Origin of the sequence: Psychrobacter aestuarii (assembly GCF_904846035.1) — a bacterium.
Lineage (GTDB): Bacteria > Pseudomonadota > Gammaproteobacteria > Pseudomonadales > Moraxellaceae > Psychrobacter > Psychrobacter aestuarii.
The window spans coordinates 326,875-347,708 of sequence record NZ_CAJGYT010000001.1; the positions used below are offsets into that span (position 1 = coordinate 326,875).

Sequence of the window (20,834 nt, forward strand, 5' to 3'; positions counted from 1 at the left end):
TCTAATCGGGGTTTATCATTCGCACCCATCGCGGGTGCGTGGATTGAAACTGCCACGTATGAGCCAGTCAACACGACAAGCGATTTCGCACCCATCGCGGGTGCGTGGATTGAAACGTACCGAGCAGTCACGCGCGGGCGCTGAGAAGCTTCGCACCCATCGCGGGTGCGTGGATTGAAACAAGGGCTTTATCGCATCTTGCAAGGTGCCCTCTTTCGCACCCATCGCGGGTGCGTGGATTGAAACGTTGCCATCAAGCGTGTCATCACCGTAAGTACCTTCGCACCCATCGCGGGTGCGTGGATTGAAACCAACAAACAATCCATGACCGCGTGCGTGTCGTGTTCGCACCCATCGCGGGTGCGTGGATTGAAACAGGCGCTCGAATCGCAAGACGTGCTGACGGCTGTTCGCACCCATCGCGGGTGCGTGGATTGAAACACAGATGCGCCGTGACAGGCGTTTACCAGTATATTTCGCACCCATCGCGGGTGCGTGGATTGAAACAGCCCTGAGTGCAAGCCCAACGAGTGGGCAGGTCTTTCGCACCCATCGCGGGTGCGTGGATTGAAACCCCGGGCAAGTCGATTTGTATGTGGAAGCCACTTCGCACCCATCGCGGGTGCGTGGATTGAAACCACAGCGTTGGCGTTGGGTTTATAACTGTTATGTTTTCGCACCCATCGCGGGTGCGTGGATTGAAACAAGTCGTCAATGGTAAACACCGAACAACGATGATTTCGCACCCATCGCGGGTGCGTGGATTGAAACGCTGCCATTAGTGCCCGAGCCAATAGCCATTCGGCTTCGCACCCATCGCGGGTGCGTGGATTGAAACTGCTGCATTGGAGACAGGCAATCAAGACTTGCATTCGCACCCATCGCGGGTGCGTGGATTGAAACCCTTTATGGGGATAAATTGAATATATCCCATAGTTCGCACCCATCGCGGGTGCGTGGATTGAAACATCAATCACAGCTATTTCTATGATTTCATCATTTTCGCACCCATCGCGGGTGCGTGGATTGAAACTCGGTGGGGTTTACGCTCGATGAACTAGATTCGGTTCGCACCCATCGCGGGTGCGTGGATTGAAACTGATAGCTTGTTAAACATGGTTTTAACTCATTTGTTCGCACCCATCGCGGGTGCGTGGATTGAAACCATTTCTGCGCTACTTCCTTGACGTAGGCTTCTTTTTCGCACCCATCGCGGGTGCGTGGATTGAAACCGCCCAGCCAAACAGATGGTCGACCGTACGCCAGTTCGCACCCATCGCGGGTGCGTGGATTGAAACAACGCGGTCATGGGCGGCTATGTGTTTCAGCTCGTTCGCACCCATCGCGGGTGCGTGGATTGAAACTTGGATAAGCTTTGTTTAAATAATCACGAAGCCTTCGCACCCATCGCGGGTGCGTGGATTGAAACGTGATTGCTTTGCGCAAAGACAGGAAGGAGACCTTCGCACCCATCGCGGGTGCGTGGATTGAAACCAGTGCAGGACGATGTGGTCGGTGATGTGTCGTTTCGCACCCATCGCGGGTGCGTGGATTGAAACATAGTTTGCGCATTATTGGTTAGCGTGCTTTGATTCGCACCCATCGCCGGTGCGTGGATTGAAACGCATAATGTAGTCGTGATTATGACAAAAATACCCTTCGCACCCATCACAAGTGACTGGATTGAAAAGGTCTGAACTGTCGCAACTTTTGCGACAGTTGCTTCTTATCCATTATGGATGCGAAACTAAAATCCACTCTTACAAAACAAAAAAACCAAGGCATTGCACCTTGGTTTTTATTCATACAAATTGGCAAAGACTTAGTCAATAAAGCTGAGCCAGTCCATGTATTTTTCATTACGACCATGTACCACATCAAAGTATAGGGTCTGTAGTTTCTCAGTCAGCTCACCACGTCCACCATTACCGATGGTGCGGTCATCATATTCGCGGATAGGCGTGACTTCTGCCGCTGTGCCTGTCATAAAGATTTCGTCAGCAAGATAAAACTCATCACGGGTGATACGACGCTCAACGACTTTGATGCCCAAATCTTCAGCGAACTGAATGATGGTGCGGCGTGTGATGCCGTCCAGCGCGCCACCTGCCAAATCAGGGGTGTGCAATTCGCCGTTTTTCACGAGGAATAAGTTTTCGCCTGAGCCTTGGCAAACGTAGCCTTGTGGGTCCATCAAGATGGCTTCGTCATAGCCATGACGGGTGACTTCTTGGTTTGCCATGATTGACACAGGATAGTTGCTTGAGGCTTTTGCCTTACACATGGTCACGTTTGGCAAATGGTGCGTGTACGATGAGGTTTTGACGCGGATACCGTTTTGGATACCTTCTTCGCCGAGATACGCGCCCCAGTGCCACGCGGCAACCATCGCATTGATACTGTTGTCACGCGATGACAGACCGAGCTTTTCTGCGCCGACCCAGATGAGTGGACGGATATAGGCTTCTGCCAGACCGTTTTGCTTGACGACATCTTTTTGGGCTTGCTCCAGCTCTGCGGCATTAAACGGTACGTCCATTTGGAAGATACGCGCTGAGCCAAGCAAACGCTCGGTGTGCTCTTTTAGGCGAAAGATGGCAGTACGGTTGTCGGCAGTTTGGTACGCACGCACGCCCTCAAATACCGCCATACCATAGTGTAGGCTGTGGGTCAGTACGTGGATGTTGGCATCTGGCTGCTCAATAATAGTGCCATTCATCCAAAGTTTGCCGTCTTGTGTTGCCATGTTCATTGAATAATCCTTATGCTAGCGCGGGTCTAACTCTCTTGTGAAAATAAAAATAGGAATACGTCTTGGGTTTTAGCATGATAAATCAATCGCCGTTTGTATGCCATTCATCCTTGTTATGGTTCATGCCCAAAACCGCGTTTTCGATTATATCACTGGCAGCGCGGCAAAATACAATCTTTTGGTTTTGCCATGGCGTCGGTTTTGGTTATTGTCTGGCGCAGTCCTCCACGCCCATCAGATGTTGCCACTGCGCTTGTACCAAGGTGCGGGTGTTGTGCCATGGCATCTCATCGACCAGCAGCGGCTGCTTTGAGAGCGCCAGTTGATGGGTGGCGGCGCGGATATGCAAGTAGGCTTCGGTCAAGTCTTGGCACACCGCTTTGTCCCAAATGCCAAGCGCTGCCGCTTCAGCAAAGATACGCACATTGTCTGTCCACTTGGTCAGGCTTGGGTGGTCGTGCGAGTACGCTAAGACCACAAACTGCGCCAAAAACTCAATATCAATGACCCCGCCTGCGTCTTGTTTTAAGTCGAACTTGCCTGCCTGCTGCTGGCGCTCGCTGCTACCCAAATGCTTGCGCATCTTTTGGCGCATCTTAGTAACATCGGTACAGACCGCCTCAAAGGTACGCGCCTGGGTAAGCACGGTACGGCGAATCTCCTCAAAGCGTCTCATCACATACTCATCGCCGCAGATGGGTCGCGCGCGCACCAGCGCTTGATGCTCCCACGCCCACGCTTTTTCGAGCTGATAGGTTTCAAAGGCATGGCAGGAGACCACCATCATGCCTGCATTGCCAGAGGGGCGCAGACGCATGTCAATCTCATAGGCGCGGCCGTCGCGGGTCTGGGTGTTTAGATAGGTCATCAGCTTTTGTGCCAGACGCGCCGCGAACTTCATGCCGCTGACTGATTTTTCGCCTGTGGTCATGCCTTGCTCTTGGATTTGATGCAAAAACACCAGGTCAAGATCGGACGCATACGACATCTCAAGACCACCGAGCTTGCCATAACCGATGATGGCAAAACCGCAATGCGCCTCGGTCACAGGGTCGCCATCGCTGCCGATGGGATAGCCATAGCGTCTGACCATCTCATTAAAGGCACGCTCCAGCGCCGCCTCCAGCACCACGGCGGCGATATAGGTTAAGGAGTCCGAGACTTTCATAATCGGGCGCTCGGCAAGCACGTCACTTGCCGCCACGGCGAGTACTTGGTTCTTTTTAAACAGGCGCAGTGCGCTGAGCATCTCTTCTTCATCATCAGGCTCGACGCGCAGCAGCTGCTGGCGCAAAATGTCGCGCAGCTCGGCTTGGTCAGGCAAATGGCGGTAGCGCTGCTGCAAAAAGGTGTCGAGCAGAACAGGATACTGCGCAAGCTCGCTGGCAATCCACGGACTGGCGGCGAGCATCGGTATCAATTGCGTGGTGGCATTCGGGTTTTCGACAATCATCACAAGGTAAATAGAGCGGCGGCAAATCGCCTCAAGCAGCGCAATCAGGCGCGGCAACGCGGCGTTGATCAGTGGGCGCTTGTCCTCATAGGTCAATAGTGCATGGACAATCACAGGATAAGCGGCATCCAAGCGCTCCTTGGCCTCTTCGCTCAGATTGGTAACCATCTTTGATTGCCAAAACTGGTTAAGCTTTTCGCGGCTGTCATCGCTTAACACCGCATCGAGCTGACTGACTTGGGCATCAAAATCGCTCTCAGCACGGTTGTCCTCTTTGGTCGGCACTTGGCGCTCGGTGACCATACGCTCAAAGGGCACGCTGACATTGCTGCGGTGCTGATTGAGCGTTTTAATCAGCGCTGACCAATCGCTAAAGCTCAGTGTTTTTGCCAAATTATTCTGCCAATGCGTATCTTGCGGCAGACGTTGGGTCTGCTGGTCATTAATCCCTTGGATACCATGCTCAAGACGGCGCAAAAAGCGATAAGCGGCGCTGAGCTTTTGATAGGTATCTTCTTCGATATACTCAAGCTCAGCCAACACTTTCATCGCACCCAAGCAAGACTTCACCTGCAATTCAGGATGTCTGCCGCCATAAATCAGCTGAAATGCTTGGACAATAAATTCAATATCACGGATACCGCCCGCGCCAAGCTTAATGTTGTCCAAGTCCTCACGCTGCGCCACTTGGTTTTGAATCAAGGATTTCATCTCACGCAGTGCCGAAAAGGCGCTGTAATCGACGTAATAACGGAACACGAACGGCTTGATTAGCGCTTGCAGGCGCTCATAAAAGGTGTCATCGACATGACCGACCACACGCGCTTTTAACCACGCAAAGCGCTCCCACGCGCGCCCGTGCTTGGCAAAATATTTTTCTAAAGCGGATAAGTGAATGGCAAGGTCGCTGCCATCGCCCCACGGACGCAGGCGCATGTCCACACGAAACACAAAGCCATCCGCCGTGCCGTGGTCGAGCAGGCGGATGATGCCTTGTCCCAAGCGCGTCATAAATCGTTTGTTATCAATGCTGCGGGTGCCTTTCGCCTTATCCCCATCAGTCTCGCCTTGCGACTGATGCACAAAAATAAGGTCAATATCACTCGATAAATTCAGCTCCTGCGCGCCCAATTTGCCCATCGCCATCACCGCCATTTCATCGACGTGGCGCGCGCCCTCACTGTCAGTGAACATCGGGCGACCGTACTGCTTGACCAGCTGCGCGTAGCTGTAGTCTTTGGCAAATACAATACAGCCATCTGCAAACTCAGACAGCTCATCGGTCAGCTGCTCAAGGCGAATCAGCCCAAGCGCATCTTGCCATATCCAGCGCATCATTAAGAGCATACGCAGATGGCGCAGCCCTTTCATGACCAACGGCTCATCGCCCAGTTGGTAGTTGTCATCCAAGGTGTAGTCTTGAATCAAGTCGTCAATCTGCTGGCGGGTCAAGGTGGTCTCTAGCGGATAGCTGCGTAAAAACGTTTGGCACGAGGCGCTACGGTTTTCCCAAATTTGCGCAGCGAACTCGCTTGCCGTATACAGCACCTCGATTTGGGCGGCGGTCGGCTGATGGTTGGAGGCACTTGGCGTCGCAGATGACATAGTGGTATAGACTCCTTACAAAACGGCAAGACACCGTTATAGTGGCTCGCTATGGTGGTCTGAGGCAGCCTCAGCACAGCGATACATGAATATTATTAAAATTATAGATAACACCGTAAAATTACAAACAAAGCAGGCAGATATCGTAGCACAAAAACTCTAGCACAAACCTAGCGCATCAGGCAGTATCACGGGCACATATTCTTAGCCATTTTGTAATAACCTTTTTGTATGCGCGCTATCAAAGGTTGCGTCACGGCGATTTTTTGCCATAATACCTCATCGGCTGGACGACGCCGTCCTTGTTTTTTTGATGGGATACCACAGATATGACGCACCCCACTTTGTTGCTGCTGACCAAAGACCCAAGCCACCCGATGGCGATGCTGGCGCTGCGCTATGCTGAGGCATTTTTACAAGCCCATGACGCCAAACTGCTCTCCGTCTTTTTTTATGCCGATGCGGCAAGTATTGCCAATCGCTTACGCTGGCAAAGTGCAGAGCAGTTTAATATCACCGAAGCGTGGCAGAGTCTGGCGAGCGCGCACGGTCTGGATTTGCCCGTATGCGTCAGTACGGCGCTCAGTCGCGGTATCACCGACACCGATAATGGCACGCGCCATCAGTTAACGGGCGACAATCTGGCGGCAGGGTTTGATTTGGTGGGTTTGGGCGAGCTTGCCAGCCTTATGCAGGCAGAGGCGCGCATGCTGTCTTTTTAAAACCAAACAGGTAACGCATAAAGCTGCATTCAATTGACCTTACCGCTATTTAAGACCACCGCCATCTTCTGGGGAACTCATGAAACTACTCATTCAATTACAAGGCGCATCTGAGCTGCTCAGCTACGAGGGCTGCGCATTGGCATTGACGCTTGCGACCTTTGGGCACGAGGTGCAACTGTACTTAACACCCAATGTCTTTAATCAGCTGATGACGCCAACCTCACGCCTGCATGGTATGATACAGGCGCTCGACTTGTATGACTTGCCGCCCGCATGGTTACCTGATGACACCTTGAGCGGTTGGCTGGTGGGCGTCTTGCCTGCCGACGTCGCCAGCCAGTTGGTGCTCGCGCCTGAGCATATCGACACGCAGGCGTTTGACCAAGTCTTAAGCCTTTAAAACATATCAGCTTTGATAGCGATTGTACAATCGCTGCCATCGACCCACAGACACCGCCGCAAGCGACAGACAAATAACGAGGCATTATGGCGACACTCTATCAACTCCACACCACAGGCGCTGCGCTCAATGACAGCGTCGCGCACATGGCCTCGACATGGCAGGCGGGCGACAGCATCTTATTGTTGGATGCCAGCGCCGCTTATATCGACTGGTTACAGATGAGCATGAACGAGCACGACCTCGCCGACTGTCACGCCTTCTACGCCCTAGAGCAAGATATCAACGCGCTAGATGCGCAAACGCTCGAGCGTCTTAAACTTCATGATAAACTCACACAGACACTCAGTGACAGCGCGTGGGTAGACTTGACCCAAGATGCGCAGTTTCAACAAATTATCAGTATCGCCCTATGACTATGAATACAGATGCAGACGCCCTCGGCACGATTGCCCTCGATAGTGATGGACATCTTTGTGACCACACGCTATGGACGCCCGTGGTCGCGCAGCAGCTCGCCGATACCTTAGAGGTACAGCTGACTGATGCACACTTGGCGATTTTGACCCAAGTGCGGCAATTTTTTGATACCTTTAATCACCCGCCCGCCACGCGCCCGCTGATTAAATGGCTACAAAAGACCTTACCCGAGCACGACATCAGCAACCAAAAATTGCAGCAGCTGTTTAATACAGGCTTGGTCGCGCGCCACGTCAACCGCGTGGCAGGCTTGCCCAAGCCGCCCAATTGCTTATAAGTTTTTCGCTTTATTGATAAAAAAAGCCGTCTTGATACAGACGGCTTTTTACAGGATATTATTTTGGGTCGTAGACCGTCAGTGTTTCATAGCCCACACTGCGCCCTGTATCACCGCCAAAACCTTGCTGACGCCACACTTCATACAGACATATCGCCACGCTGTTTGACAGATTCAGACTGCGCGAGTCAGGCAGCATCGGCAGACGCAGCCAATTGCCCTCACCGATAGCAGCGCGTACCTCATCGCTCAGCCCTGCGGTTTCTGAGCCAAACACCAACGCCACCGATGGTGCCTCTGTTGCACCCGCCTCTGCTGCGCCAAAATTATACTCATAAAACGGCTGACTCAGCTTGGTGGTTAATGCCACGATGCGCGTGCAATTTGCCGCTTGTAGTGCGCTTTGGGCGGCTTGCCAATCTTGATGCACTTGCAGGTGCGCGTATTCGTGATAGTCGAGTCCTGCGCGGCGCAATTTTTTATCATCAAGCGCAAACCCCAGTGGCTCGACCAAATGCAGCTCTGCGCCTGTATTGGCACACAGACGGATGATGTTGCCCGTATTGCTGGGCATCTTGGGGGATACCAAGACAATATGAATGGTCATAACATTTCCAAAGACGAGAAATAATAAAAATTAAAAATAAATGCGTGCTCACGGCAGTCCGCGAACCCTACAGAATACCGTATATAAGCGGCGTTACATTACGTGATTGTACTTTAAAGTTACAGTTTCTTATCAATACTTACACTTTACTACTGGGCACAGATTTTATCTTTCACTATGATGAATCCAATAAAGGAGACACAAACGGCTCAGAATACGGACAAGATGTCCAAAACTGCTGCTTATTGTGCAATGTTATCCTATATGCGGTCAACGGTAGTAAAGTGCTTTGCTTTATATTGTGGCTACAAAGACGTTGTCGCTTTTATTATACGGTTATTTTTAACCATAAAGGCACAGCCTTACCATCATTTGAGGACGTTATTATGAAAAAACTTATCATCGCATCTATGGCAGCTATGTTTGTACTAACGGGTTGCAACACCTTTAAAGGTCTAGGCCAAGACGTGTCAAGCGCAGGCAACGCCGTTACTGGTAGCGCACAAGAAGTACAAAACAAAATCTAAGCTGTTTTCTAGCGAAAATCGCTTATATGCAATAAAAAAGGCTTACTTCATCGTAAGCCTTTTTTATTTCTGACAGTTAATCATCTTCGATGAACGGTCAATCAAAAAGGCTATAAAAAAGCATGCAGCACTTGGTTTAAGTAACGCAAACCAAGCGGACTTGGGATAATGCCCGCATCGCCCTGCGCTAACAGTCCTTGCCCTACCAGCTCAGTCACTGTCCCCTCAATCGTACTGCGCGGCAAACCTGTACGCGCCTCAAACAAGTCCCAAGATGCCCCGCGATGCAAACGCAAGGCGTTGAGCATAAACTCGCTGACCAGCTCCTCTTTATCTATCGCTTGCCAATTGACCATTTTTGGCGCGGCGCTTGTGGTGTGGGTCGTGTTTATAGAGGGGCTGTAGTCCTTTGGCAGTCGTGACTTGCTAAAGCGATATATTTGCCCTGCTGTGACCGATTCGGTCGTTAATAAGCGCGCCGCATTTTGGTCATTGCTATCAATACTCACTTTGCCATGCGCGCCCGCACCAATCGCCAAATAATCCCCAAATTGCCAATAATTGATATTGTGACGGCACGGCTGATCATCCGTGCCCGCCCACGCGGAGACTTCATAATTGTGATAGCCCAAGCGCGTGAGGAGCGCCTGTCCTGCATCCTCAATCGCTTCTAAATGCGTCTCGTCAGGCAAAACAGGCTGATTGCGATAAAAGACGGTGTTTGGCTCAATGGTTAGCTGATACCATGAAATGTGCGTCGCGCCTGCCGCGTGTGCGGTGTTGATGTCGTACAATGCCTCGTCCGCGCTTTGCTCAGGCAAGCCGTGCATCAAGTCCACATTGACCCGCGTAAAGCCTGCCGCGCGCGCTTGCTTAATCGCACTCATCGCCTGTTCAGGATTGTGAATGCGCCCAAGTTTGCTGAGCTTATCGGCATCAAAGCTTTGTACGCCGATAGACAGCCGATTGATACCCACCGCCAGATATTCGGCAAAGGGCGCGTGCTCGAGCGTACCTGGGTTCGCCTCCATCGTCACTTCAATGTCTGCCGCCCACGCAAAGCAAGCACGCAAGCCATCAAACAAGCGCTGGTACTCATTAATGGGCAATAATGAGGGCGTCCCGCCACCAATAAATATCGAGCTGATAACCCGCCCTTGCGCCAACGCCTGCTGCATCTTGGCATCTGCCAGCAGCGTGTCCACATATTCACGATACATGGCAGCATCGGCGTCAGGCTTTAGCTCATGCGAGTTAAAATCGCAATACGGGCACTTTTTGACGCACCACGGAATATGAATATAAAGCGCCAATGGAATCTGCGTCACATCTAGGCGGAGTGTACTGGGTAACGCATCGTATACAGGCATAACAATCACTTAGGCTAAAATAATAAAAACAATCAATACCCTAGCGCCTGACTATCAAAGCAACAGGGTGGCTGTAGGATAACGGCTTACATTGAAAAAGAAAACAACAAATACATGAAAAGCATAAGGAGTCATTAATGGCATATTGGCTGATGAAGTCCAATCCTGCATTTTTTGGGATTGAGGATTTGGCGCGTTTGGGCAGCGATACATGGGACGGCGTGCGCAACTATCGGGCGCGTAATTTTATGCGTGATGAGATGAAAGTTGGTGACGAAGTACTGTTTTATCATTCCAGTGCCCGACCCTCAGGCGTGGCAGGCATTATGCATGTAAGTAAAGCAGGATATCCAGACCCCTCGCAGTTTCATCCTGAGCACCGCCATTATGATCCGATAGCGACTGAAGACGACCCGCGCTGGTATATGGTCGAGGTCAGCTTTGAGCGCGCATTCGATGACGTACTCCCCTTAACGGCGTTAAAAACCTTACCTGCCCTTGAAGACTCCCTACTGCTTAAAAAAGGCTGCGAACAGCTGACCGTATTGCCCTTAGCGCCCAAGCATTGGCACGCGATTATGGGACTTGCCGAAGACAAGGGGCTGATTACGGCAGAGTGACCGTATGGCGACAGAGTCCTATGACTCATACTGGTAATGTGACTGAGGGGTAAGCGTTCGCCTTGTGCGGGCGGTTGACTTCATTTATACACTTGTTTACCATCTTAGCCAAAGCCCGTGCATTTTGTGATGTGCGGGTTATTTTTATGGTCACATTGTCAAACGATTGACGTGTTTTGCTGCGTGGGTGCATCGCTATTGTGTTCCCGCGCTTTTTTTATTTTTAGCAGCCACTGTTTTTACGTCACACGGACAAAAGCTTGCTTTAAAAACCACAACTGAGCGGTTTTTAAAGCAAGCGGTGTCATCGTTGTGTGCATATAGATCGGCGCTGCGCCTGTTTAGTTGTCTGTTATGATTTTTCCATTGTCTTTTCCCGAGTTTAAGTGTTATAGCGCCCGACTCGGTGTGTTGGTGTTGCCGATTTTGATTACCCAGTTTTGCCAAGCGGCGCTGGGTGTCGTTGATGCGATTATGGCAGGACGGGTATCCGCGCTGGATTTGGCGGCGGTGTCTATTGGCTCGGGCATCTGGTTGCCGCTGTTTTTATTGGCGACGGGTATTTTGATTGCCACCACACCCTTGATTGGCGAAGCAGTCGGGCAAAACCGCCACGACCACGTACCGCACATCACGCAGCAGTCGCTGTGGGCAGCGGGCTTGATTGGTATTATTGGCTTTATTGTGGTCAATCTGATGCCGCAAGTCTTGCCATTGATGGGCGTGCCTGAGAATATCCAGCCCAAAGCCGCACAGTACCTGCATGGGGTGTCGTTTGGCTTTCCTGCACTGGCAATCTATGCCGTGCTACGCAGTTATTGCGAGGCGCTCGGTCGCCCTGAGCCTGTTACTATTATCAGTATTGCAGGTTTGCTCGCGGACATTCCCTTAAACTATATTTTTATTCATGGACATTTTGGCATGCCCGCTTTGGGCGGCGCAGGCTGCGGGGTGGCAACGGCGATAGTCTTATGGATTAATGTGCTTTTACTTGCGGCATATACGGCGTTTTCTAAGCGCCAGCAATTCGCCAGTACGCGCTTTTTTTATGGCTTTGCCAAACCGAGCCGCCCGCAAATCAACAAGCTGTTAAAACTTGGTATTCCGATTGGTATCGCCATCTTTTTTGAGGCAAGCCTCTTTAGCCTAGCCTCCTTGGTCATCAGTCCTTTGGGTGAGCTGGCGGTCGCATCGCATCAAGTGGCACTGTCAATCACCTCGCAGCTGTTTATGATACCCATCTCAGTGGCGATGGCGCTGACGATTATGGTGTCGAACCGCTTTGGTGAGCAAAACCTTGAGGCGTTGCAAGGCGTGCAGCGCACAGGGCTGATTTGGACACTGATTATCGCCTGCTTGTGCATGATTGGCATTTGGCTGTTTCGCCCGCAGCTTGCGGCGGCATTTAGCGACGATGTGGCGGTGCAGCAGCAGGCCATTCACTTATTGATATTTGCGCTTGGTTATCAGCTGTTTGATGGCTGGCAGGTCAATATTGCAGGTATTTTGCGCGGTATGCAGGACACGACTGTGCCTATGTGGCTGACACTGTTTTGTTATTGGCTGGTAGCACTGCCGCTTGGCACCTACCTTGTGCGTTATACCGATGTGGGCGCGCAAGGATTTTGGATGGCGCTGGTGACAGGATTGTTTTTGGCTGCGGTACTGCTCACATGGCGTCTGCGTTATCAGCAAGCGCGCCTCGAAAAAGCGTGGCGCTCGGAGCCTGATTACCAATCGGCACTGACGTCGGGCGCATAAAGTCGCTAGACTGTGCGATAGACAAGATGGCGCGTCTTTTGGCTGTCAAATCCTTGCACAACTTTGCAACCTAAGTCAGTAATATGTAAAAATATTGAGTTCACAAGTGTACATTGATTGCTCATTTTGTTGAATGTAGGTATCATTAGCACCAACGAAACCATATTTTGTTACATTATTTGTCACGCAGACTGTTTCTCAATTTTACTATAAGGCATCATTACTATTATGGATATTGAAAAAATACGCACCCTCATCGACTTGATGGAAGAAAAAGAGCTGGTTAACCTTGAAGTCAGCTCAGGTGATGACTACGTAAGCCTAACCCGTCATTACGATCAGCCAGCGCCTGCTATGATGGCAGCACCAACAGCAGCGCCTGCACCAAGTGCTCCTGCTGCTGACAGCAAACCTGCGGCAAAAGCGGGTAGCGTTGAAACCTCACCGATGGTCGGTGTGTTCTACGCAGCGCCAACGCCAAATGACCCACCGTTCGTTAAAGTTGGTCAAAAAGTACAGGCAGGCGATACGCTTGGCATCATCGAAGCGATGAAAATCATGAACCCGCTAGAAGCAACACAAAGCGGCATCATCGCTGAGATTTTGGTAGACAACTCTGAAGTGGTACAGTTCGGTCAGCCCGTTATCCGCTATAAAGCCTAACGCTCACTGCCCAACTATTAGACATCAAAGGCGTGCGCCGTTATTGCAACTGGCAGACGCGCCTTTGATACCCCTGCCGCTTTGATGAGGATGACCCCATGATAAAAAAACTGCTTATCGCCAACCGAGGTGAGATTGCGCTACGTATCGTCCGTGCCTGTAAACAGCTGGGCATCGAGACCGTTGGCGTGTATTCCACCGCTGATGAGAACCTGATGCATCTGCGTTTTGTAGACGAAGCCATTTGTATCGGTAAGCCCAATGCTAACCAAAGCTATTTGGACATTAATACCATCTTGACTGCGGCAGAAATCACGGGTGCCGACGCCATTCACCCAGGGTATGGCTTTTTGTCAGAAAATGCTGAATTTGCAGAACAAGTCGAAGAAGCAGGGTTGACCTTCGTTGGTCCAAATGCCGACCACATTCGCTTGATGGGTAACAAAGTCTCTGCCATTAATGCCATGAAAAAAGCAGGCGTACCGACCGTACCAGGTTCTGTCGGCGCAGTAACCTTGCACAATGCCGAAGAGCAAGCGCGTAACATTGGTTTCCCGCTACTCATCAAAGCCGCTGCTGGCGGTGGTGGTCGCGGTATGCGTGTGGTTGAGCGTTTTGATGAGCTGATCGGTCAAGTCCAAGCCGCCAAGCAAGAAGCAGAGCTGTGGTTCGGTGATGACACCATCTATATGGAGCGCTACCTACAAAACCCACGCCACGTCGAAGTACAGGTCTTGGGCGACGGTAATGGTAACGCCATCCACCTATACGACCGCGACTGCTCATTGCAGCGCCGTCACCAAAAGGTACTAGAAGAAGCCCCTGCCCCAGACATCCCAGACGATGTGCGCGAGCCTATTTTGCAAGCGTGCGTACGCGCCTGTGAACTGGTCAAGTATCGCGGCGCGGGTACGTTTGAGTTCTTGTTTGAAAACAATGAGTTCTTCTTTATTGAGATGAACACTCGCGTACAGGTTGAACATCCCGTCACCGAAATGATTACTGGTGTTGACGTGGTGGTTGAGCAATTAAAAATTGCCGCAGGCTATGGTCTGTCCTACCGCCAAAGCGAGATTCAAATCCAAGGTCATGCGATTGAGTGCCGTATTAACGCCGAAGATCCAGCGACCTTTATGCCATCACCAGGTAAAGTGACTCAGCTGTTCACACCAGGTGGCGCAGGCGTGCGTTTTGACTCGCATCTCTACCCTGATTATGACATCCCAACCTACTATGACTCACTGATTGGTAAGCTGATTTGTCATGGACAGACGCGTCGTCAAGCAATTGCAAAAACCCTGCAGGCTTTGGATGAGCTTATCATTGAAGGTATCAAAACCAACATCCCATTGCACCGCGATGTAATTTTGTCAGACGATAAATTCTACAATGAAGCGCAAAACATCCATTACTTAGAAAAAGTATTGCTGGCACCAAAAGAAGACAAAAAAGCGTAAGGTTTGATGCGCGAGCGCATATTAGCCGAACACAAAAAAGCCGCTATAGGGATAGCGGCTTTTTTTATAGCGCATCATTTATACTAAACAGACGCTTACTGATAAACATTATTGAAACACAGTCTTTATCTGTGTGTCGATAACCAGCGCTGTTATGGCAATATCCGCTCAAAATGCATAAAGCAATCTGTGCCTTCGGCATCGGCACACCACTGCATTTGATTGTCGGTATGCTTGAGATACGCGATGACCGCCTCGCCTTTTTGATCCACCTGATTGCCTGAGCAGTCCATTTCGTTATTGTCATAGACGGTCTGGATAGCGATAAGCGGCAATCCTTCGTCAGGATGGGTAACCAGATATCGACCGTAGGTCCATTCTTTACCACTCACCGACCACATCTCGTTATCGGCAGCAAAGTTATACAGCTCGCGGCACTGGTCTTTGACCGTGACGGGCAGTACGGTGGCTTTGGTATCACCAATCGTAGCATAGCTGCGGCGCTCAGACAGCTGTGCGCCAGACTCGCTTTCGGTTTCAGTCTCGGCGGATGAAAGCTTTTCTTGTACCGCATCGCCCATCTTGGCGGTACGCGGCAAATCAAGCTCCCATTGACCAGCAATCGCAGGGCTGATGTGGGTGGTGATGACTGACTGACTGACCTGCTCATTGTCCGCCGGCAGTGACGCCAAGATGGACGCTAGGGTCACAGAAGCAATAGAAAGGGGTTCCATAATTAACCTTATATTATTATTGTCTACATTCGGGGCGATATACCGCCTGATTCCTCAAAACATGTGCCACACAGCACACAAGTGATACGCAATATTTATCGTATTAAAAAGTTTGGTATGATTTAGCCTAAATCGTCACTGTGAAAAACACAAGTAACAATATGCTATTACTGCGCTTATAAAGACAGCGGCAGCATGCTAGCAGCGCTTATTTCACCTGCCTTAAACGATAAAAAACCATGCCTTAGCATCACTAAAGCATGGTCGGCTACTTTATGTCAGTGCTTTTTTATGCAGCTTCGGCATCCTTTTGCGTGGCTTGAGCCAACGCTGACAATGCGCCTTTTAGCATCGCTGATACCGTACTGCTGCACGTGCCGATACCTGAGTAAACCTCGCCATCGACATTGAGCTGAATATAGGCGGCAGCATTGGCGTTGGTCTTATTGTCTTTGCTGCTGTCGTCATCAATACCATCAATGGTGCGGTGCTGCGGGTTAATCGCATGTTCTGCATAGTTGATGATATGTAGCGCCTTGCCTGTATGCGCGCTCAAGCCATCAATGAATGACGATAGCGGACCATTACCTGTGCCTGCGATACTGATGGTCTCTTCATCCACTTGCACTTGACCTTCAAAATACACCTCGCCGCCTTTATTGTTAACCGTGTAATCTAACAATTCAAAGCGATCTTGCTGTAAGTAGGTGGATTCAAAGGCGTCTAAAATCTCATCGTTCTGTAGCTCACGGGCGGCCGCTTCAGCACGGTTTTGCACTACGCGGCTAAAGTCAATTTGCATCCAGCGCGGCAAGTTAAAGCCGTAGTTGCGCTGCAAGATATACGCCACGCCGCCTTTGCCTGACTGGCTGTTGATACGCACCACGTCCTGATAGCTGCGTCCGATGTGCGCAGGGTCGATTGGCAAGTACGCCACGTCCCAGACATTGTCGGTCTCGTCGCGGTGCTTTTCGTTGTAGTCCAATGATTTTTTAATCGCATCTTGGTGCGAGCCACTAAAGGCAGTGAATACTAATTCGCCCACGTATGGATGGCGCGGATGCAATGGCAAGTTGTTGCACTCGCTGACCACCTGCACAATCTCGCTCATGTTGCTAAAATCAAGCTCAGGGTCGATACCTTGGCTAAATAGGTTCATCGCCATGACCATGATGTCCATGTTGCCTGTGCGCTCGCCGTTACCAAGTAGCGTGCCCTCGATACGATCTGCACCCGCCAATACGCCAAGCTCAGCGGCGGCAATCGCGCAGCCACGGTCGTTGTGGGTGTGCAAGCTGACAATGATGTGCTCACGATTGGCAATATTGCGACAAAAGTATTCGACTTGGTCAGCAAAGACATTGGGCATCGAGGCTTCGACGGTCGCAGGCAAGTTGATGATGACCTCTTGCCCATGTTGCGGCTGCCACACGTCACAAACGGCGTTGCACACCTCAATCGCATAGTCGGTTTCAGTCTGGCTAAAGCTCTCAGGCGAGTACTGGAACACCCACTCGGTCTCTGGATATTTAGCGGCATAAGTTTTTAATAGCGTTGCACCTGTCACCGCGATGTCTTTGATGTCGTCCAAGCTTTTGCCATAAACCTTATCGCGCTGGACACGGCTGGTTGAGTTATAGACGTGGACAACCGCGCGCTTTGCGCCTTTTAGTGATTCAAAGGTACGGGCGATTAAGTGCTCACGCGCTTGTACCAAGACTTGCAGGGTCACGTCTTCAGGCACATGATTTTCTTCAATCAATTTGCGGGTGAAATCAAACTCAACCTGCGCCGCTGACGGAAAACCGATTTCAATCTCTTTAAAGCCCACTTCGACCAAGGTTTTAAAGAAACGCATTTTTTGTTCGATGGTCATTGGATCAATCAGTGCCTGATTGCCATCACGCAGATCCACACTCGCCCAAATCGGGGCTTTGGTGATGGTCTTGCTCGGCCACGTGCGGTCGGTAAGCTTTGGCGCAAATGCGAACGGACGGTATTTGCGGTAGTCGAAAGCGACGTGCTTTGGCGTGATTTTGGCAGCATTCTGAGACATGACAGATCCTTACTCAATCGATAACGCTAAAAAAGCGCGTGTTTTTAGGTTGTTGTTGTATGAGTGATTATCATAGCAAATATTGTCCAGTGAAAATCGGCTTTATGTAAGATAAATTTGCTAAAAATGAGTGAATATTTCTACTTATTGACTTATTATGAGCGAAAATCACTTCAATTCTGCTTTTCTTATGCCAACATCTATTAAAAACAACCAGCTCCTACCCGATATTGACGCGACCGACAAAGCGCTACTGCGTCTGTTACAAAACGATGCGCGCATCAGTATCACTGAGCTTGCCGAGCGCGTGCATCTGTCCGCGACGCCTTGCGCCCGCCGCGTCAAGCGCCTAGAAGAGCTGGGCATCATTAAAGGCTATCACACCCAGACCGATGCTGAAAAACTGGGCTATCCCTTAGCGATTTTTATTGCCATCAGTATGGACAGGCACACCGCCGAGCGCTTTGCGCAGTTTGAGGCGCGTATTCAGAGCTTTGATGAGGTCATCAGCTGTAGCATCGTCACAGGACGTAGCGAGGATTATTTGATAAAGGTACGCGTGCGCGATATGGCGCATTATGAGGAGTTTTTATTGCACCGCTTAAACCGTATTGAAGGCGTGGCGCAAGTGCATACCAGCTTTGAGCTGCGCGAGGTGTTTAACCGCAGCGTGGTGTAAGCATTGCGCTTAGGCGGTGCGGATAGATACCCGCCAAAACCCAATGACCAGCAATAAACTCACAATAAGGGCAAATCCTGCTGCAAGCAGCCCTGCGTCAAAGTTGTCAGCCGCGCCCGCCAAGGCAACGGTGACCAAGGGACCGACAAACTGCCCAAACGCATAGGATACAGTCGCCAAGCCCATCAGCAGATTGGAATACTCAGGGTTGATATTTTTGATAATAATCAAGGTCATCGACACGATACCTGCGAAAGTCAGCCCCAAAATTACCGCATTGGTATACAGACCTACCGCATCAGGCAACCATAAGGGCAAAAACATGCCGAGCGCCTGAATGGCGGTCAGCCCCATCAAGGTTTTGGTCTCGCCAATGCGCTTTGCCAACGCGCCCCACACAGGGTTGGACAGCATGGCAAAAATACCAACCACCAGCCAAATCATCAGCCCTGCGCTCTGTGCGTTCTCCAGCCTTTGCGCTGCCATCACAGGCAAAAAGGTCGCCGACGTGATGTAGCCAAAGCCCGCCAAAGTATAGCTGAGCGCGAGTAGCGCAATCGCACGCCCATGCCCGACGCTCGCCTGATACAGCGCGCGTTTAAAATTATAATAGGTTTGCATGACAGAAAAACGCGGGCGCGGTGATGTCGCATCATCTGTAAGTGGACGGATGGCATAAATGAGTAGCAGCAAAGGCAAGCTCAGCACACCAGCGCTCAGCCAAATCACATCGAAATGCTGACCGATATGCAGCAGCTGCCACGTCAATAGCGCAGACGCGCTGATACCGACACCGATACCCGCATAATGCAGGGTCGAGAGCACCGAGCGCCGCGCCGCACTAAAGCTTTGAATCACCAGCGTCGAGCTGAAAATCATCGCAAGACCGCTCGCCACACCTGCCAGCAAACGGATGACGTACCATGCCTCAAGCGGCATATTGGGCACAAACAGGAGCATAGTAGTCAGTACGCTGACCACCGCCCACGCCATTAGCATTGACCACGTCAGGCGCTGCGGCACGAACATCGCCACAAACGCGCCAATAAAATAGCCAATATAATTCATGGATGCCAAAAATCCCGCCGTCGCGGTAGACATCGACAGCTGCTGCATCACATCAGGCAAGGTTGCGGTGAATAAAAAGCGCCCAAAACCAATCACCACCGTCAAAGCGTACAGCCCAACCCACGCGGTGGCAAGCTCATTGGTAATGCGAAAGTGACGAATAAAGCGCATAGTATGACCTAGGGACAGTGGCACAGCAGACAATGCTGCGCTAAAGATGTCCCATCATACGCCAATAATGCGCGCGGTTATAGCGCTTGGCTGCCTGCATCCTGCCCCAGCATCTGGACGCGCCCATCACTAAACATATCCATATCTGGCGCTAGGGTGCGCATAAAGCGATCAAAGTACAGCAGCTGCTTGGTCAAGAGCGCAAAGTCACGCGGGAAATGAATGCCGTGCGCTTTACCGATAAAGACAATCTCCAGCATCATCTTGTTCAGCTCGTCCGCTTGCTCTTTACTGTTAAAGGGCACACCGCTGGTAAAGGCGCGGTCTTCTGCCATAATCGACTGCATCATGCGCTCTAAATCGGCAGTCAATGCCTTAATATTGACCTCATGACGGGCATGGGTCATTTCCATATCGACCATCGCTTGCGCCATCACAGGATAGTTGTTGTCTTGCAGCGCTTGCACCATGGTCAAGCACGCGCGCCAGCTTTCGGCTTTCAGCTGTCCGACAATGCCAAAATCCAAAAAGCCAATGCGCCCATCGGTAAGCAGCATCAGATTGCCCGCGTGCAAATCGGCGTGAAAGCTGTTGCACAGCATCAGGCTGGCAAACCACGTGTTCAGCGTGTCGGTCATCACCTGCGCAGGGTCGTCACAATACTGGCGCATGGCATGGGTATCCACCATCGACACACCATACAGACGGCTCATGGTCAGTACGCGCTTGGTGGTCAAGGCATCATACACCTTTGGCGCGACCACTTTGTTATTGCCCGACATTGCCAAAAACTGCTGAAAGTCGGCAATGTTTTTGGATTCACTAATAAAGTCCGTCTCCGCAAGCATACGCAAGCGAATCTCATCAATGATGGGCGCGATACTGGCAAACTTCATCGACGGCATCATGACTTCGAGCAGCTTGGTCACCGCGTGCAGCACGCCAAGGTCGGTTTGCATGATGGTTTCGACATTGGGCTTTTGCACCTTGAGCACCACGTCATCACCATTGTGCAAACGGGCAGCATGCACCTGCGCGATGGAGGCAGACGCGAGCGGCGTGGGGTCAATATCCGCAAACAAGTCATCCAAACGCTGACCATCGACTTCCAGCTCTTCTTTGAGCACCCGCTCGATATAGCTGTATGACAACGGCGTCGTCTGGTCAAGGCAGTCCTGAAACGCCTCGACGTAAGCACGCGGGAACAAAGACGGCGTACTGGCAATAAACTGCCCGATTTTGATATACGTCGTGCCAAGCTGTTCAAAGGTCTCTTTTAACAAATACGCATCAGGCTTTTCGCCCTTAGCGACGCGCAGCGCCGACAGACCCGCCACACTGGCAGTCTGGCGCACGCGGTTAACCACATTAAAGGTATGACGCAACAAATGAGGACGCTGCATAACTGTTCACCATAATAAAAAATAAA

The 20,834-nt window shown here is 51.0% G+C and carries 18 protein-coding genes and 1 CRISPR repeat array (1 of these 19 running past the window's edge); of the genes, 10 read left to right on the forward strand and 8 right to left on the reverse strand.

Going from position 1 to position 20,834, the window contains the following annotated elements; all coding sequences use genetic code 11:
• A CRISPR array of direct repeats spans nt 1-1,690; the repeat unit is 32 nt; unit sequence TTCGCACCCATCGCGGGTGCGTGGATTGAAAC; it begins 6,627 nt to the left of the window's first position.
• 132 nt (nt 1,691-1,822) lie between these two features.
• Together JMW05_RS01215 and glnE are read right to left on the reverse strand one after the other, a co-directional pair.
• Nucleotides 1,823-2,752, reverse strand: a complete 930-nt coding sequence (locus tag JMW05_RS01215) for a branched-chain amino acid transaminase (RefSeq protein ID WP_201503610.1) — start codon at nt 2,750-2,752, stop codon at nt 1,823-1,825.
• A 205-nt stretch (nt 2,753-2,957) separates the two neighbouring features.
• Nucleotides 2,958-5,810, reverse strand: coding sequence for a bifunctional [glutamate--ammonia ligase]-adenylyl-L-tyrosine phosphorylase/[glutamate--ammonia-ligase] adenylyltransferase (gene glnE / locus JMW05_RS01220; RefSeq protein ID WP_201503611.1), 2,853 nt, complete (start codon nt 5,808-5,810; stop codon nt 2,958-2,960).
• Between the two features lie 329 nt (nt 5,811-6,139).
• Here glnE and tusD point away from each other — a divergent pair, with 329 nt between their 5' ends.
• From tusD to JMW05_RS01240, 4 genes are all read left to right on the forward strand, one after another.
• On the forward strand, nt 6,140-6,532 hold the full coding sequence (gene tusD, locus JMW05_RS01225; RefSeq protein WP_201503612.1) for a sulfurtransferase complex subunit TusD: 393 nt from the start codon (nt 6,140-6,142) through the stop codon (nt 6,530-6,532).
• 79 nt (nt 6,533-6,611) lie between these two features.
• Nucleotides 6,612-6,935 carry a hypothetical protein gene (locus JMW05_RS01230; protein WP_201503613.1) on the forward strand — a complete coding sequence of 108 codons (324 nt, stop codon included), beginning with the start codon at nt 6,612-6,614 and terminating at the stop codon, nt 6,933-6,935.
• 86 nt (nt 6,936-7,021) lie between these two features.
• Nucleotides 7,022-7,351 (forward strand): hypothetical protein, encoded by a 330-nt coding sequence (locus JMW05_RS01235; protein ID WP_201503614.1) that lies wholly within the window; start codon nt 7,022-7,024, stop codon nt 7,349-7,351.
• A gap of 2 nt (nt 7,352-7,353) precedes the next feature.
• Nucleotides 7,354-7,692 (forward strand): TusE/DsrC/DsvC family sulfur relay protein, encoded by a 339-nt coding sequence (locus JMW05_RS01240; protein ID WP_406947438.1) that lies wholly within the window; start codon nt 7,354-7,356, stop codon nt 7,690-7,692.
• A 58-nt stretch (nt 7,693-7,750) separates the two neighbouring features.
• Here JMW05_RS01240 and JMW05_RS01245 read toward each other — a convergent pair whose 3' ends face one another.
• Nucleotides 7,751-8,299 carry a tRNA (cytidine(34)-2'-O)-methyltransferase gene (locus JMW05_RS01245; protein ID WP_201503616.1) on the reverse strand — a complete coding sequence of 183 codons (549 nt, stop codon included), beginning with the start codon at nt 8,297-8,299 and terminating at the stop codon, nt 7,751-7,753.
• A 386-nt stretch (nt 8,300-8,685) separates the two neighbouring features.
• On the opposite strand from JMW05_RS01245, the gene JMW05_RS01250 reads away from it, so the two are divergent.
• Complete coding sequence (locus JMW05_RS01250) at nt 8,686-8,826, forward strand: entericidin A/B family lipoprotein (RefSeq protein ID WP_201503617.1); 141 nt, start codon at nt 8,686-8,688, stop codon at nt 8,824-8,826.
• A gap of 110 nt (nt 8,827-8,936) precedes the next feature.
• Here the strand turns inward: JMW05_RS01250 and hemW are convergent, their stop codons facing one another.
• Nucleotides 8,937-10,196: a radical SAM family heme chaperone HemW gene (gene hemW / locus JMW05_RS01255; protein ID WP_201503618.1), complete on the reverse strand. Its 1,260-nt coding sequence runs from the start codon at nt 10,194-10,196 to the stop codon at nt 8,937-8,939.
• A gap of 137 nt (nt 10,197-10,333) precedes the next feature.
• Between hemW and JMW05_RS01260 the strand changes: the two genes are divergently transcribed.
• From JMW05_RS01260 to accC, 4 genes are all read left to right on the forward strand, one after another.
• Nucleotides 10,334-10,816 (forward strand): EVE domain-containing protein, encoded by a 483-nt coding sequence (locus JMW05_RS01260; RefSeq protein WP_201503619.1) that lies wholly within the window; start codon nt 10,334-10,336, stop codon nt 10,814-10,816.
• Between the two features lie 354 nt (nt 10,817-11,170).
• A complete protein-coding gene (locus tag JMW05_RS01265) occupies nt 11,171-12,577 on the forward strand; it encodes an MATE family efflux transporter (protein WP_201503620.1) in 1,407 nt (468 codons plus the stop codon).
• Between the two features lie 228 nt (nt 12,578-12,805).
• Complete coding sequence (gene accB, locus JMW05_RS01270) at nt 12,806-13,240, forward strand: acetyl-CoA carboxylase biotin carboxyl carrier protein (RefSeq protein ID WP_201503621.1); 435 nt, start codon at nt 12,806-12,808, stop codon at nt 13,238-13,240.
• Nucleotides 13,241-13,338: 98 nt separating this feature from the next.
• Nucleotides 13,339-14,697 carry an acetyl-CoA carboxylase biotin carboxylase subunit gene (gene accC / locus JMW05_RS01275; protein ID WP_201503622.1) on the forward strand — a complete coding sequence of 453 codons (1,359 nt, stop codon included), beginning with the start codon at nt 13,339-13,341 and terminating at the stop codon, nt 14,695-14,697.
• 152 nt (nt 14,698-14,849) lie between these two features.
• On the opposite strand, the gene JMW05_RS01280 is transcribed toward accC, so the two are convergent.
• The gene (locus JMW05_RS01280) at nt 14,850-15,431 is read right to left on the reverse strand and encodes a hypothetical protein (RefSeq protein WP_201503623.1); all 582 of its coding nucleotides are present in this window, start codon (nt 15,429-15,431) and stop codon (nt 14,850-14,852) included.
• Between the two features lie 289 nt (nt 15,432-15,720).
• The gene (gene leuA / locus JMW05_RS01285) at nt 15,721-17,487 is read right to left on the reverse strand and encodes a 2-isopropylmalate synthase (RefSeq protein ID WP_201503624.1); all 1,767 of its coding nucleotides are present in this window, start codon (nt 17,485-17,487) and stop codon (nt 15,721-15,723) included.
• Nucleotides 17,488-17,677: 190 nt separating this feature from the next.
• Between leuA and JMW05_RS01290 the strand changes: the two genes are divergently transcribed.
• Complete coding sequence (locus tag JMW05_RS01290) at nt 17,678-18,166, forward strand: Lrp/AsnC family transcriptional regulator (RefSeq protein WP_201503625.1); 489 nt, start codon at nt 17,678-17,680, stop codon at nt 18,164-18,166.
• A gap of 9 nt (nt 18,167-18,175) precedes the next feature.
• Here JMW05_RS01290 and JMW05_RS01295 read toward each other — a convergent pair whose 3' ends face one another.
• Complete coding sequence (locus tag JMW05_RS01295) at nt 18,176-19,405, reverse strand: YbfB/YjiJ family MFS transporter (RefSeq protein ID WP_201503626.1); 1,230 nt, start codon at nt 19,403-19,405, stop codon at nt 18,176-18,178.
• A gap of 77 nt (nt 19,406-19,482) precedes the next feature.
• Nucleotides 19,483-20,808: an ABC1 kinase family protein gene (locus JMW05_RS01300; RefSeq protein ID WP_201503627.1), complete on the reverse strand. Its 1,326-nt coding sequence runs from the start codon at nt 20,806-20,808 to the stop codon at nt 19,483-19,485.
• Nucleotides 20,809-20,834 lie beyond the last annotated feature (26 nt).

What these genes read in the sequence shown, in the direction of transcription:
- JMW05_RS01215 (WP_201503610.1), bottom strand. Translation starts at nt 2,752, where the DNA reads ATGAACATGGCAACACAAGACGGCAAACTTTGGATGAATGGCACTATT.
- glnE (WP_201503611.1), bottom strand. Translation starts at nt 5,810, where the DNA reads ATGTCATCTGCGACGCCAAGTGCCTCCAACCATCAGCCGACCGCCGCC.
- tusD (WP_201503612.1), top strand. Translation starts at nt 6,140, where the DNA reads ATGACGCACCCCACTTTGTTGCTGCTGACCAAAGACCCAAGCCACCCG.
- JMW05_RS01230 (WP_201503613.1), top strand. Translation starts at nt 6,612, where the DNA reads ATGAAACTACTCATTCAATTACAAGGCGCATCTGAGCTGCTCAGCTAC.
- JMW05_RS01235 (WP_201503614.1), top strand. Translation starts at nt 7,022, where the DNA reads ATGGCGACACTCTATCAACTCCACACCACAGGCGCTGCGCTCAATGAC.
- JMW05_RS01240 (WP_406947438.1), top strand. Translation starts at nt 7,354, where the DNA reads ATGAATACAGATGCAGACGCCCTCGGCACGATTGCCCTCGATAGTGAT.
- JMW05_RS01245 (WP_201503616.1), bottom strand. Translation starts at nt 8,299, where the DNA reads ATGACCATTCATATTGTCTTGGTATCCCCCAAGATGCCCAGCAATACG.
- JMW05_RS01250 (WP_201503617.1), top strand. Translation starts at nt 8,686, where the DNA reads ATGAAAAAACTTATCATCGCATCTATGGCAGCTATGTTTGTACTAACG.
- hemW (WP_201503618.1), bottom strand. Translation starts at nt 10,196, where the DNA reads ATGCCTGTATACGATGCGTTACCCAGTACACTCCGCCTAGATGTGACG.
- JMW05_RS01260 (WP_201503619.1), top strand. Translation starts at nt 10,334, where the DNA reads ATGGCATATTGGCTGATGAAGTCCAATCCTGCATTTTTTGGGATTGAG.
- JMW05_RS01265 (WP_201503620.1), top strand. Translation starts at nt 11,171, where the DNA reads ATGATTTTTCCATTGTCTTTTCCCGAGTTTAAGTGTTATAGCGCCCGA.
- accB (WP_201503621.1), top strand. Translation starts at nt 12,806, where the DNA reads ATGGATATTGAAAAAATACGCACCCTCATCGACTTGATGGAAGAAAAA.
- accC (WP_201503622.1), top strand. Translation starts at nt 13,339, where the DNA reads ATGATAAAAAAACTGCTTATCGCCAACCGAGGTGAGATTGCGCTACGT.
- JMW05_RS01280 (WP_201503623.1), bottom strand. Translation starts at nt 15,431, where the DNA reads ATGGAACCCCTTTCTATTGCTTCTGTGACCCTAGCGTCCATCTTGGCG.
- leuA (WP_201503624.1), bottom strand. Translation starts at nt 17,487, where the DNA reads ATGTCTCAGAATGCTGCCAAAATCACGCCAAAGCACGTCGCTTTCGAC.
- JMW05_RS01290 (WP_201503625.1), top strand. Translation starts at nt 17,678, where the DNA reads ATGCCAACATCTATTAAAAACAACCAGCTCCTACCCGATATTGACGCG.
- JMW05_RS01295 (WP_201503626.1), bottom strand. Translation starts at nt 19,405, where the DNA reads ATGCGCTTTATTCGTCACTTTCGCATTACCAATGAGCTTGCCACCGCG.
- JMW05_RS01300 (WP_201503627.1), bottom strand. Translation starts at nt 20,808, where the DNA reads ATGCAGCGTCCTCATTTGTTGCGTCATACCTTTAATGTGGTTAACCGC.